Annotated in this window: 14 protein-coding genes; all 14 read right to left on the bottom strand. The window is 40.0% G+C overall.

Annotated elements, in window-relative coordinates:
- Nucleotides 1-10: 10 nt before the first annotated feature.
- Nucleotides 11-1267: a pyridoxal phosphate-dependent aminotransferase gene (locus tag ACLCDL_RS07125; RefSeq protein ID WP_423147591.1), complete on the bottom strand. Its 1257-nt coding sequence runs from the start codon at nt 1265-1267 to the stop codon at nt 11-13.
- Nucleotides 1268-1269: 2 nt separating this feature from the next.
- Nucleotides 1270-1836: an HNH endonuclease gene (locus ACLCDL_RS07120; protein ID WP_423147590.1), complete on the bottom strand. Its 567-nt coding sequence runs from the start codon at nt 1834-1836 to the stop codon at nt 1270-1272.
- A gap of 14 nt (nt 1837-1850) precedes the next feature.
- Nucleotides 1851-3185, bottom strand: a complete 1335-nt coding sequence (argH, locus tag ACLCDL_RS07115; protein ID WP_423147589.1) for an argininosuccinate lyase — start codon at nt 3183-3185, stop codon at nt 1851-1853.
- Between the two features lie 135 nt (nt 3186-3320).
- Nucleotides 3321-3596, bottom strand: coding sequence for a four helix bundle protein (locus ACLCDL_RS07110; protein WP_423147588.1), 276 nt, complete (start codon nt 3594-3596; stop codon nt 3321-3323).
- A 32-nt stretch (nt 3597-3628) separates the two neighbouring features.
- Nucleotides 3629-4687 (bottom strand): M20 family metallo-hydrolase, encoded by a 1059-nt coding sequence (locus ACLCDL_RS07105; RefSeq protein ID WP_423147587.1) that lies wholly within the window; start codon nt 4685-4687, stop codon nt 3629-3631.
- Nucleotides 4688-4692: 5 nt separating this feature from the next.
- Nucleotides 4693-5508 (bottom strand): pyrroline-5-carboxylate reductase, encoded by an 816-nt coding sequence (gene proC, locus ACLCDL_RS07100; protein WP_423147586.1) that lies wholly within the window; start codon nt 5506-5508, stop codon nt 4693-4695.
- Between the two features lies 1 nt (nt 5509).
- Entirely contained in the window at nt 5510-6298 is a 789-nt protein-coding gene (gene argB / locus ACLCDL_RS07095) for an acetylglutamate kinase (protein WP_423147585.1), read from the bottom strand.
- On the bottom strand, nt 6295-7257 hold the full coding sequence (locus ACLCDL_RS07090; RefSeq protein WP_423147584.1) for a Rossmann-fold NAD(P)-binding domain-containing protein: 963 nt from the start codon (nt 7255-7257) through the stop codon (nt 6295-6297). Before ACLCDL_RS07090 ends, argB begins: the two co-directional genes overlap by 4 nt.
- A 111-nt stretch (nt 7258-7368) precedes the next feature.
- Nucleotides 7369-8502: an aspartate aminotransferase family protein gene (locus ACLCDL_RS07085; protein WP_423147583.1), complete on the bottom strand. Its 1134-nt coding sequence runs from the start codon at nt 8500-8502 to the stop codon at nt 7369-7371.
- Nucleotides 8503-8528: 26 nt separating this feature from the next.
- Nucleotides 8529-8891, bottom strand: a complete 363-nt coding sequence (locus ACLCDL_RS07080; protein ID WP_423147582.1) for a four helix bundle protein — start codon at nt 8889-8891, stop codon at nt 8529-8531.
- Nucleotides 8892-8927: 36 nt separating this feature from the next.
- On the bottom strand, nt 8928-9938 hold the full coding sequence (argC, locus tag ACLCDL_RS07075) for an N-acetyl-gamma-glutamyl-phosphate reductase (RefSeq protein WP_423147581.1): 1011 nt from the start codon (nt 9936-9938) through the stop codon (nt 8928-8930).
- 3 nt (nt 9939-9941) lie between these two features.
- Entirely contained in the window at nt 9942-11138 is a 1197-nt protein-coding gene (locus ACLCDL_RS07070; protein WP_423147580.1) for an argininosuccinate synthase, read from the bottom strand.
- Between the two features lie 55 nt (nt 11139-11193).
- A complete protein-coding gene (locus ACLCDL_RS07065; RefSeq protein ID WP_423147579.1) occupies nt 11194-11931 on the bottom strand; it encodes a GNAT family N-acetyltransferase in 738 nt (245 codons plus the stop codon).
- 471 nt (nt 11932-12402) lie between these two features.
- Complete coding sequence (gene dapF / locus ACLCDL_RS07060) at nt 12403-13188, bottom strand: diaminopimelate epimerase (RefSeq protein ID WP_423147578.1); 786 nt, start codon at nt 13186-13188, stop codon at nt 12403-12405.
- Nucleotides 13189-13280: the final 92 nt, after the last annotated feature.

Below are 13280 nucleotides of genomic sequence, written 5' to 3'. Positions count from 1 at the left end.
AAGCTAGTAATTACTTCAGTCCTGCCAAAGCTTCCTTGATTCTTGGAATCATCTTTTCAATATCTTCTAAAGAACAGGCTCCTACCGAAGCTCTGAACCAGCTTACTTCGTGTCCTGTTTCAAATGCGGAAAAAGGTACGAAAGCAGCCTTTGCGTTCTTAATTAAGTAAAAGTTAATATCAGCGCTGTCTTTTAAAGTTTGTCCGTCGGGGGTGGTTTTACCGGCTACATCAATCTTTAATGTCAGGTAGATCGCTCCCATCGGTTCAATGGCATCTACATTAAATCCTTCTGATTTCAGCGACTGAAACCCGGCATACAGCGCATTTAAGCTCTTCTGGATTCTTTCCTTAAAGCTGTTCAGGAACGAATTTACTTCCGGGTTATTCTTAAGATATTTTGCCATGGCAACCTGCTCTGCTTTCGGAGCCCATGCACCCATATGGCCAACGATAGAACGCATGGCATTAATTACCTTTTCAGGTCCGAAACCCCAACCCACACGTACTCCTGTTGCTGCAAAGCATTTGGAAGCGCCGTCAATATAAACAACATACTCTTTCAATTCGGGTCGAAGTGAAACCGGATCAAAGTGCGTATGCGAGCCAAAAGTTAACATGGCGTATATCTGATCGTATAGAATATACAAAGGTTTCTCGCCGGCTTTACGGCTTTTGTTCTCTTCAATAACCAGATCACAAATCTCTTCCAGGTCCTTTTTCGAAAACATGGTTCCGGTTGGATTTAACGGCGAACATAAGGCAATCAAAGTTGCTCCTTTAAGATGTGGACGAAGGTCATCAGCTGACGGCATAAAATTGTTCTCTGCTTTAGTTGGAACAGCAACTCCGTTTGCGCCCGTCAAATCGCAGTAATGATTGTTGTTCCAGGAAGGAGCCGGAAATACAACCTTATCGCCCGGGTCGACCAAAGCAAGGTATGTAGCGTAAATAATCGGCCGCGAGCCGCTGGATATTAAAATCTCGTTGGTTGTCAAATTCAGGTTGTGACGCTCTTTCATAAAAGCGCTGACACTTTCTCTTAAATCCAGAATTCCATCGGCTGGTGGATAATTGGTTTGATGCGCATCGTAAGCAGCTTTTATTTCAGCTGTTAAGGCCTCCGGAATAGGAAATATCCCTGAATCAAAATCACCAATGGTGAGGTTCGCGATCTGTTGGCCCTGACGTTTCAGTTCGTTGATTTCGCCAGCTATTTTGATTATTTCAGATCCTTTAAGATTTTGTGCTAATATGGATGTACTCATTATTATGCTTCTATCTGCTTAATTGTTATTCTCTTGGTTAGTAAATTGGGCTTTGGATAACTAAATGGTAAATGTACGATAGAAAACGGAAGATTTAATTCGCAGGACGTTTCTAAATCATAACCCATCAGATCATTCTCTCTACAGTAAATGATTACTAATTTTAGGTAGTTTCTGAGTAAAGGGGGAAAGCTGTCTTTTCTGAAAAACCATTCAAGTAAATCCAAATCGCCTTTTGAAGAGTTACATTTTCTGCAAGCTAAAACTAAGTTGTCACCGCTATCTTGGCCTCCCATATTTTGTGGTATAATATGATCAATGGTAAGTTTTTCAATGTTTCCACAATACACACAACATTTATCTGCGTGCAGTTTTGATTTTTCCTCATGAAATAAGGAACGTATATCCATATTGCCTTTTAATAATCCATGATACAGCTTATTTCTAATAATATAATGAAGTTGAGTATACTTCTCTGCATTATCACTCACAGCTTTATGAGCCATACCTAAGTTCGCATATGACCAATACAAGGCTTCACCGATAAGTTTTGGTTCTACTTTTGCCACAGCTTAAAAAATATTTATTGCTTAAGCAAAGATGCTAAAGCTTCCTCCACTTTTTCAAAGTTAAAATCAGATAATACTGACTGGAAAGCCTGGGTAATCTGCTCATTGCAAAGATTCCCGATGCTTCCTTCATGTGTATGATTAACTGTTTCGGGAGCGGTGAAATTACCCCGTTCGATGTCCATTCCTACCTGCTTGTAAGCCTCTCTGAACGGTACTCCTTTTAAAACTTCATTATTTACTACTTCAACACTGAACAGGTAAGCGTACTTTTTGTCTTTTAAAATATCATCTTTTACCCGGATGTGTTTCAGCATATAAGTGCTCATCTGCAAACACTCGTTCAAAGATATGAATGAGGGAAACAGGTTTTCTTTCAATAACTGAAGATCGCGATGATAACCTGAAGGAAGGTTGGCGGTCATCATGGCAATTTCATTTGGAAGCGCCTGGATTTTATTGCACCGCGAGCGGATTAGCTCAAAAACATCCGGGTTTTTTTTGTGAGGCATGATGCTTGAACCTGTTGTCAGTTCATCCGGAAAGCTAATAAAGCCGAAATTCTGATTAATGAACAGGCAAATATCCATAGCAAATTTAGCCAGTGTAGCTCCTATTGACGACATCGCCTGGGCAACAATACGCTCGGTTTTTCCACGGCCCATCTGCGCATAAACTACATTGTAGTTTAAACTTTCAAAACCCAATAGTCGGGTGGTTAACGTGCGGTTTAAGGGGAAGGAAGAACCATATCCGGCAGCAGAACCTAAGGGATTTTTATTGGTGATCTTCCAGGCGGCAAGCATCAATTCTAAATCGTCAGCCAGGCTTTCGGCATAAGCGCCGAACCATAAACCGAAAGATGAAGGCATCGCAATTTGCAGGTGGGTATATCCGGGGAGTAATTTGTCCTTGTGCTCTTCGCTTAATTTTATAAGTTGCCGGAACAGTTCGGTTGTATTCTCGACAATAAGCTGGATCTGGCTCCGGAAAAATAATTTTAAGTCAACAAGAACCTGGTCATTTCTGGAGCGGCCGCTATGTATTTTCTTTCCTGCGTCGCCGATTCGTTCGGTGAGTAAAAGTTCTACCTGCGAGTGTACATCTTCTACTCCTTCCTGAATGGAAAATTTTCCTTCAACAATTTCTCTATAAATATTTTTAAGTTCCTTTTGAACTGCTTCCAGGTCTTCTTTGCTTAAAAGGTTAATGGTTTCAAGCATCCGGGTGTGAGCCAAAGATCCTAAGACGTCAAATGCAGCCATTTGTTCGTCGAGTTCGCGATCTTTGCCGACCGTGAATTTTTCTACGGATGCCTCTACCTGTTTATCTTTTTGCCAAAGCTTCATGGGGATTTACGATTTTAGATTTACAAATTACGATTTCCGGAAAAGCGCTTTGGCTTTTTGGATTGTTTTTACATAAAGTTGCTAATGCAGCTACAATTATAGAAAGAAGTTAGTTAGCTTCTTTCTAATTTGTGACTATAAGTTGTGTTTATCCGCGTTGAATTCTTTTAAAAGCTCTAAGAAAAACATCGTTTCATCAAGCTCCTCTTCTACAATTTTAAGTTTATTGATAAAATCTGCTGTTGATTTGGCCCGTATAGCTGCTCTATAATTTGCACCTACTGAACTTGAACATCGTATTATCTGATTTGAATAATTTTTATTGATAATATTATATGGAAGATCAGGAACCAGATTTCCGATGGATATCGAAAATGCTTTAGTTCTTTGTTTTAAAATCTCCTTGTCCATAAAATCGTAAATCAAAAATCGTAATTCGTAAATCAAACGATTTTTTCCAGCAGCTTTACGTATAGTTCTATCCCTTCTCTTATTTCATGCAGATAAATAAATTCATCAGCCATGTGTGATCTTCCTGATTCTCCGGGTCCGATTTTTAATGACGGGATGTCAAGCAAGGCCTGATCACTCGTTGTCGGCGAGCCGTAAGTTGTTCTTCCCAAAGCGAGGCCCGCCTGAACAATCGGATGGTTTTTATCAATGGAAGAAGGTTTTAAACGGATGGAACGTGGTTTTACATCACAATCTACATGTTCCCGGATAATTTCAAGGACTTCTTCATTTCTATAAGCGTCGGTTACCCTCACATCGACCGTAAACTCACATTTTGCAGGAACAACATTGTGTTGCGAACCTGCATTAATAATCGTTACTGACATTTTTAACGGCCCGAACACATCGGAAACTTTCGGAAATTGATAATTACGGAACCATTCAATATCGTTTAATGCTTTGTAAATCGCATTTTCGCCTTCTTCACGGGCGGCATGTCCGGCTTTTCCATGAGCGGTACAATCCAGAACCATTAAACCTCTTTCGGCGACAGCAAGGTTCATTAAAGTCGGCTCTCCAACCAATGCAAACTCCAGGGGCCCTAAATCCGGAATGACTAGCTCCAAACCGTTGTTTCCTGAAATTTCTTCTTCTGCAGTAGCTGCAAGACAAAAATTATAATTCAGGTTTTCTTTATCATGGAAATAAAGAAAAGTGGCAATTAAGGATACCAGGCAGCCGCCTGCATCATTGCTGCCGAGCCCATAGAGTTTCCCGTCTTCCACATCAGGGGCAAACGGATCACGTATATAACCTGAATTAGGCTTTACTGTATCGTGATGAGAATTTAACAGGATGGTAGGCTTTGCTGCATCAAAGTGCTTGTTGTAAGCCCAGATGTTGTTTAACTTGGTGTAAGTCCGGATGCCTCTTTGTTTCAGAAAAAGCTCGATAATCTGGGCTGTCTGATTTTCTTCCCTGCTAAATGAAGGAGTGCTTATCAATTTTTTTAATAACCCGATGCTGTCTTCGGTTAATTTTTCAATCATACCGATTACTCCTTAGTATATAATTCGCCTGCCTTAACCGCTGAAAGTTTTATTCCTTTTATCAAGGACGAACTAAAGCCCTGATGTTCCATTTCATTCAAACCGGCGATAGTGCATCCCTTAGGTGAAGTTACCTTATCAATTTCATGTTCGGGGTGACTTTGATGCTGCAAAAGCAGATCAGCTGCTCCCTTTGCTGTTTGTACAGCCATCTTTAAAGCGTCTTCGGCATGGAATCCTATTTCCACTCCTCCCTGCGAGGCCGCCCTTATAGCCCGTAAAAAGAACGCGATACCGCAGGCGCATAAAGCGGTGGCAGAGGTCATAAGCTCTTCATTGATGCGTACTACTGAACCTACAGTTTCAAACATTTTTTCTACCAGCGCCATGTTTTCTTCGCTGGCGTTATCGGATGCGATACAGGTCATGGATTGTCCGATGGATATAGCTGTATTCGGCATGGCACGTACTACCTGAACATCCTCTCCAAGCTTAGCCCGTATTGCAGCACAGCTGACACCTGAAATTACAGAAATAACCAGATGAATTCCGGGAACAATAACCGGGTTGATATCTTCTAAAACTGTATCCAGTTGTTGAGGCAGTACAGCTAAAATTACAACTGTAGCAGTTTCAACAGTTGCTTTATTGTCGTTGCTTATAACAAATCCTTGTTTTTTCTGTCCGTCAAGATGCTGAACACTTCTGCGTGTTAATGCAATTTGTTCAGGCCGGCAGTAGTTAGATTTCACTAATCCGTTTGCAAGAGAGAGGCCGATATTTCCGCTCCCTAAAATCGCAATGTTTCCTGGTGATTCCATATTATTCAAATAATCTTGTTCCGAAAGAAGACTCTTTCAATTGATTAAGTTCATCAGATTTTCCGATATAAACTTCCTTAACTCCGTTTTTAATTGCGGCAAAGGCATTTTCCAGTTTTGGAAGCATCCCTCCGGCAATAATATTATCCGCTTTAAGCGTTTCAAATTCCTCCGAGCTGATTTCGGGGATAAGAGAACCTTCATCACTAATATCTCTTAAAACCCCTTTTTTCTCGAAACAATAAATTAAGCTTAATTCATATAATGAAGACATCGCTACCGCAATTGCCGAAGCAATAGTGTCGGCATTGGTGTTCAGCAGTTGCCCGTTCCCGTCATGCGTGATGGCAGAAAAAACAGGAATGAGGCCTTCCTCAAGTAAAGCGCTCAATTTATGCGAAGCTACAGATGTTTCATGCAGATTGCCTACATAGCCGTAATCAATTTCTTTAACAGGACGTTTTTGCGCCCTAATTAGATTTGCGTCCGCACCGGTAAGTCCAATGGCATTACAATGAACACGTTGTAGCTGGGCGACTATGTTTTTATTAATTAAACCGGCATAAACCATGGTAACAACACGAAGGGTATCAATATCAGTAATGCGTCGGCCGTCAATCATTTTAGGCTCTATTCCTAAGGTATTAGAAAGGTCAGTAGCAATTTTACCACCGCCATGAACCAATATTTTGGCTCCTTCCAGAGCAGTGAAATCTTCTAAAAAATAGTGAAGATTTTCAGAATTATCGATAACGTTACCGCCAATTTTTATAACGGATAATTTGTTCATTGCAGGCCCTCCAGAAGTTTTTTAAGAACTGCCTGTGCAGCCCATACCCGGTTACCAGCTTCTTCAATTACCAGAGAGTTTTCGCTGTCTAATATTTCTGAAGATAATTCAAGATCTCTTCTAACCGGCAGGCAGTGCATAATTTTTGCGTTATTAGTGGCCTTTAACCGTTCTTTTGTTAACATCCAGCCTTTTCCATCGCTTAAAATCTTACCATAATCTTGGTAGCTGGACCAGTTTTTTATGTAAACAAAGTCTGCATCTTGCAGCGCCTCATCCTGATTATAAGTGATTTTAGCACCTGGAGTAAAGGATTCTTTCAACTCGTACCCTGTGGGGTGAGTAATGGTAAAATTCAACATTCCGAGTTCTTGCGCTTTGCACATCCATTCGGCAAATGAATTGGGTACAGCCTGCGGCAGAGGTTTTATGTGCGGAGCCCAACTTAAAACTACTTTCGGTTTTAGTGTCAGCTTATTTTCTTCAATCGTAACTAAATCAGCCAGGCTTTGTAAAGGATGGCGTGTTGCGCTTTCTAAACTTACTACCGGAATTTTGCTGAACTGAACAAACTTATTGAATATTTCTTCGCTGTAATCCTCTTCGCGGTTCTTCAGTCCGGGAAAAGAACGGATTCCTAAGATATCACAATATTGTCCCATTACTCCTGCTGCTTCGCGAATGTGCTCAACAGTAGTTCCGTTCATGATAACTCCATCACGTGTTTCCAGGGCCCAGCCTTCTTTATCCATGTTCATAACCATGGCATTCATGCCAAGGTTCAACGCTGCTTTTTGAGTACTTAAACGCGTACGTAGGCTGGGATTCAGAAAAATTAGTCCGATTGTTTTATTTTTCCCTAAGTACTGAAAAGAAAAAGGGTCTTTTTTCAAAGCTAATGCATCGTTAACCATAGCAGGTACATCAGCCACATCGTGAACGGAAGAGAAGAGTTTCATTTTTTTAAGCTAAGAGGTAAAAGGATAAAGTGAGAAGGGATTACCCTTAGCCCTCTTATTTTTACCATTATTAAATTAATATCAAAATTTACAACCTTTCGGCTTTTGCCTTTAACCTTTTACCTCTAAAGCAAATGCTTCCAAAAACCTGTCGGCATGAGCTTTCGTTAAGTTTAAAGCAGGAAGCAAACGGATAACATTTGGCTTTGCTTCGCCTGTAAAAATATGATGTTTATATAATAAATCCTTTTTTACGTGTGCAAGTTCTTCCGGAAGATCAATGCCAATCATCAAACCTCTGCCGCGAACTTCCTTTACCTTATCAAATTTCCTTAATTCTGCCTGTAGGTAAGAACCCACTTCTGCTGCATTCTGAAGCAGATTTTCTTCTTCAATGATTTCTAGAACTGCCAGAGCAGCTGCGCTGGCCAAATGGTTTCCGCCGAAAGTTGTTCCGAGCATTCCGTGCCATGGTTTAAATTTTGGCGCTATTGAAATTCCGGCTACAGGAAATCCGTTTCCCATCCCTTTTGCCATTGTATAAATGTCGGCATCTATTCCGGCGAAGTCATGCGAGTAGAATTTTCCCGTTCTTCCGTAACCGCATTGAACCGAATCGGCAATGAAAACGGCATTGTACTGATTGCAGAGTGAGCGTATTTTTTGCAGAAATGATTCAGAAGCAACTCTTATTCCGCCTACCCCCTGGATTCCTTCAATAATTACTGAAGAAATTTCATTTCCGAATTCGGCGAAAGCTTTCTCCAGAGCAGCCTCATCATTATGAGGAAGGAAAACAACGTTCTCTGTTCGATTTACCGGGGCAACAATTTTAGGATTGTCAGTGACTGCAACCGCTAAAGATGTTCTTCCGTGAAATGCGCCCTTAAAAGCGATTATTTTTTTGCGGTTATTGTAAAAAGAAGCCAGTTTTAAGGCATTTTCATTAGCCTCTGCACCTGAGTTTACTAAAAATAACTGATAATCTTCCTTTCCCGAAACTTCTCCCAGCTTCTCTGCCAACTGCTGTTGCAGAGGAATAGGAACGGAATTGGAATAAAAACCGATTTTGTTTAATTGATCTGTTACCCGTTCTACATATCTTGGATGTGTATGCCCGATAGAAATAACAGCATGCCCACCGTATAAGTCCAGATATTCTTCCCCTTTTTCATCCCACACCAAACTTCCCCGGCCTTTAACAATTGTAATTGGATTTAATGGATATACGTCGAATAGTTTCATTGGAGGAGAGTTATAAGTTATAGGTTTTAAGTTTTAGGTGTTCTAACCTTGTTAATTAATGAAATAAGCATTGCTTTAATTTCATTGATTTGATCATTTAATAGTTGATACTTTTCTAACGACAGATAGTCTAAATCTTTCGCTAATAAGATAAAATATTCAGATTCGTTTGCTGAACCTAAAGCGATATTAAGAAAGTTGGCAAAATCAGAAGCAGTATTTTTACCGCACCCTTCTGCAATATTAGCTGGAATGGAGGCAATAGCCCTTCTTAGTTGATTTGTTAAACTGTAAAGTTCTTCTTTTGGAAAAAATTTACTTTCCATATAAATATGCAAAGTTAACTCATGGGCTTTTTGCCATACTCTTAAATCTTTATAATTCTGCATACCTATAACTTACCACGTAAAACTTAAAACTTCCCCTCAAAACCCCGTCGCTTTCAGCCTCAGCCCCGCTGTTTCTTCCAGTCCGAATAGCAGGTTCATGTTTTGTACTGCCTGTCCGGAGGCACCCTTTAATAGATTATCAACAATGCTCAGGATCAAAATTTTATTTCCGTGTTTCTCAACATGCAACAGGCATTTGTTTGTGTTTATTACCTGTTTTAAGTCGATATTCTTTTTACTTACGTGAGTAAAATAATGGCCCTGATAAAAATCCGTATATAGTTTTACAGCTTCCTCTTCCGATAGATCACATTCGGTATAAATGGAAGCCATAATACCACGGGTGAAATCTCCCCGGTATGGGATAAAGTTTATCTCCTGGTCATAGCCAGACTGCAATTCCAGGATGCTTTGCCTGATCTCCTTCAAATGCTGATGCCCGAAAGCCTTATAAACCGACAGGTTATTGTTCCTCCAGCTAAAATGAGAAGTAGCAGATAAGCTTTGTCCTGCCCCCGTTGAGCCCGTTGTAGCAGAAATATGCACTTCTTTATCAAGAAAACCTGCCTTTGCTAAAGGTAGCAGCGCAAGTTGGATACAAGTAGCAAAACAACCCGGGTTAGCAATGTTTTGGGCTGATTTAATGGCTTCACGATTGAGTTCGGGTAAACCATAGATAAAGCTTTTAGCTTTTAGCTTTGAGCTATCTGCTAACCTGAAATCCTGACTTAAATCAATAATTTTAATTTTATCACTTACCGGATTTGCGTCTAAAAACTTTTTCGCATCTCCGTGGCCCACGCATAAAAACAAAACATCAATATCCTGAGATAATTCACTGGTGAACTTTAAATCGGTATCGCCCAACAAATCAGTGTGGACATCGTAAATATAATTCCCTGCGTTGCTGTTGCTGTGGACAAAAGAAATATCAACGTTGGGATGATTAACCAGGATACGCAAAAGCTCGCCGCCGGTATAACCTGCTCCGCCTATGATGCCTGCTCTTATTTGTTTATTGTTTGATTCGTTTATTTTATCTGCCATTTTCTACTCCTTATTGCCATTTACGCTGTGGTAAATTTTAACCTGGTTGCCGAAAATTTTGGAAAAGCCTTTTACATCCTCACCGGTGTAACCTTCATTCATTTCGCCGTAACTTCCAAACTTGCTGGCCATTAAATCGTGTTTAGATTCAATTCCGGTAACCTGGAAACGGTAAGGCATTAACTGAACGAATACTTTTCCGGTTACCGTTTTTTGCGTATCGGCAAGAAAAGCTTCAATATTGCGCATCACCGGGTCGTGAAATTGTCCTTCATGAAGCCAGTTTCCGTAAAACATGGAAAGTTGATCTTTCCAGCTCAGCTGCCATTTTGTTAAGGTGTGTTTTTCTAAAGCATGATGCGCTTTAATAATTACCATTGGCGCCGCTGCTTCAAAACCTACACGGCCTTTAATGCCGATAATGGTATCGCCTACGTGAATGTCCCGCCCGATTCCAAACGGGCCTGCAATGGCTTGTAAAGCTTTTATAGCGTCTGCAGGATGCTCATATTTTTGATTGTCTACTCCAATCAGTGCCCCTTGATCAAACTCAAGAACTACCTCTTCTGCGTCTGTTTTAGTTATTTGGGTTGGCCATGCTTCTTCCGGTAAAACTCCTCTTGATTTAAGTGTTTCTTTCCCTCCAACAGATGTTCCCCAGATTCCTTTATTAATGGAATAAGCCGCTTTCTCGAAATTGAATTTCACTCCGTGAGATTTTAAGTATTCAATTTCCGCTTCGCGGGATAATTTTAAATCGCGTATAGGAGTGATAATTCCCACGTTTGGAATCAGGATATTGAAAATCATGTCAAAACGAACCTGGTCGTTACCTGCTCCTGTTGATCCGTGTGCAACAAAATCAGCGTTTATCTCTTTGGAATATTCTGCAATAGCAGTGGCTTGTGTTACCCTTTCAGCACTTACAGAAAGCGGATATGTATTGTTTTTCAACACATTTCCGTAAATTAAATATTTAATGCAGCTATCGTAATAACCTTTAACTGCATCTACGGCATGATGAGAAGCAACACCTAAAGCGTAAGCACGCTTTTCAATATGGGCTAATTCATCTTTGGTAAAACCACCGGTATCTACAATTACAGAGTGAACTTCAAGCCCCAGATCTTTTGAAAGATAAATGGCGCAGTATGAAGTATCAAGACCTCCGCTAAAGGCTAAAACAACTTTCTTTTTCATTTTATTTAGTTTAAATGATGAGGATGCCTGAGCAGATCGGCTGATTCCTTCATCTTTAGTTCTGTACAATTTTAGTAATAAGTGCCGCAAATGTAATAAACACTTTTATCGAGCCCCGCAGCTTTTCTTCCAGGCGTTGTAATAACGATGATTTGCGGGAAATTTTATTTAAATGCTCCTGATGCAGCTGCTCTTCTATTTCCCGTTTCTGATCTTCCAGCGCCTTAAGTTTCTCTTCCAGTTTTTTCTGAATATCATCCGGATCGAATAGCATAGCTGTGCACATGCAGTTCTTGCGGCCTTTGCTCATTAATATTTCGTAATTAACGCAGCTCTGGCAGCCCTTCCAAAAGTCTTCATCCTGAGTAAGTTCAGAATACGTTACCGGCTCATAACCCAGTTCAGAGTTTATTTTCATTACTGCCAGCCCGGTTGTAAGTCCAAAAATCTTTGCTTCCGGATATTTCTCCCTGGAAAGTTTAAAAATTCTTTTTTTGATTTTTTTAGCCAGTCCGAAATTCCTGAATTTCGGATTTACAATTAGTCCGGAATTGGCTACAAATTTTCCATGGCTCCAGGTTTCAATGTAGCAAAACCCCGCCCAGGTACCGTCATCGTGTAAAGCGATAACAGCTTTCCCTTCCCGCATTTTATTTGCAACATACTCAGGCGATCTTCTGGCAATACCTGTGCCCCTGGCTTTAGCTGATTCAGCCATTTCATCACAAATCTCCGCTGCGTAACCTACATGGGTTTCGTTTGCCACGAGTACTGAAAATTCGTTCTCTTTCATCTTATTATGTATCCCGCTTGCACGGAAAAAGACAAATCTTTAATAATTTGTAAATAAAAAGTGGATTATTGTTCCGGCGAATACCGGGATTGTTTGTGTAGAATATGCCGTTTTAAATCAAACTCGTGGCATAAATGATCGTCGTTGTCTTAAAACAAATATAGCGTTGCTTTTTCTCTCACTCACTATACCTGCATAGCCTGTTTTGGCTAATGAAGCAACAGTTGTTATGTAAGCATTAACGTTCATTTCTGTTTTATTGACTTTCAGCGAATTAATAGATTTTTACGCTGCAAAAAACTGCATTATTTTTAATAAATCCAATAGGGTTTTTAAAAAATTAATTTTCAATGATTTTATAAGGATAAGCTGACGATTTGAGATAAGGCATTTACTTTTTCTGGATTTAAAAATATCTTAATTCAAATACAAGAAATACAACATTTCCAGTTGATACTAGTCTTTCTGCGATTATACTTCAATTTCTCCTTTGAATACAAAATCTGCAGGCCCTTCTAAAAAAATATCGGTAAATTTTTCACCATCAAAATTGAACCGGATGTTGAGGTCTCCTCCCAGCGCTTTAATTTTTGTACTGAAGGTTCCGGTATCATTTTTCTGTTTCGCCATTGCAAGTGCTACGGCTGTTACCCCTGTTCCGCAGGCAAAAGTTTCATCTTCCACACCACGTTCGTATGTTCTTACAAAATAATAGTCTCCCTTGTCTTCAACAAAATTCACATTGATGCCTTCTGTTGAATAGCGTGTATTGTAGCGAACTTTCCTTCCTTCGGAAAAAACATCCTTATTTTGCAAATTTTCAGCTGCAGTTACATAATGAGGTGAGCCGGTATTGAGCACAAAAGTGTCTCCATCTTTATTAATGATATTTACATCGATCATTTGCAGGCTAACCCAATTGCCCGTTTCGGATATTCTGGCATAATGTGGTCCATCTACTGCCAGAAAGTTCGTTTCATTTTCAATTAAGTTGAGGTGTTTTGCAAAAGCAACAATGCAACGGCCACCATTGCCGCACATGCTGCTTGGTTTACCATCGGCATTGTAATAAATCATTTCAAAATCAAAACCCTCTTTTTTCTGCAAAAACATCATTCCATCGGCACCAATGCCAAAACGACGGTCGCAAAGTTGATTGATTAGTTCGGGTTGTTGGTGATCAAGATTTAAATTCCTGTTATCGACAAGAATAAAGTCATTTCCTGCACCCTGGTATTTACTGAAATTTATTTTCATGATTTACAGACGCAAGATTACAAAAAATGCCCCTAAAACCCTTTACAGTTTTATTTGCTTAGCGTCAAACTTTATCAGATTCAGCTGTTTAA

The organism is Rubrilithobacter danxiaensis, assembly GCF_047272945.1.
In the GTDB taxonomy this organism is placed as follows: domain Bacteria; phylum Bacteroidota; class Bacteroidia; order Sphingobacteriales; family Sphingobacteriaceae; genus Rubrolithibacter; species Rubrolithibacter danxiaensis.
Note: the sequence above shows the minus strand (reverse complement) of the source record. Positions and strands in the feature narration are given on the sequence as shown.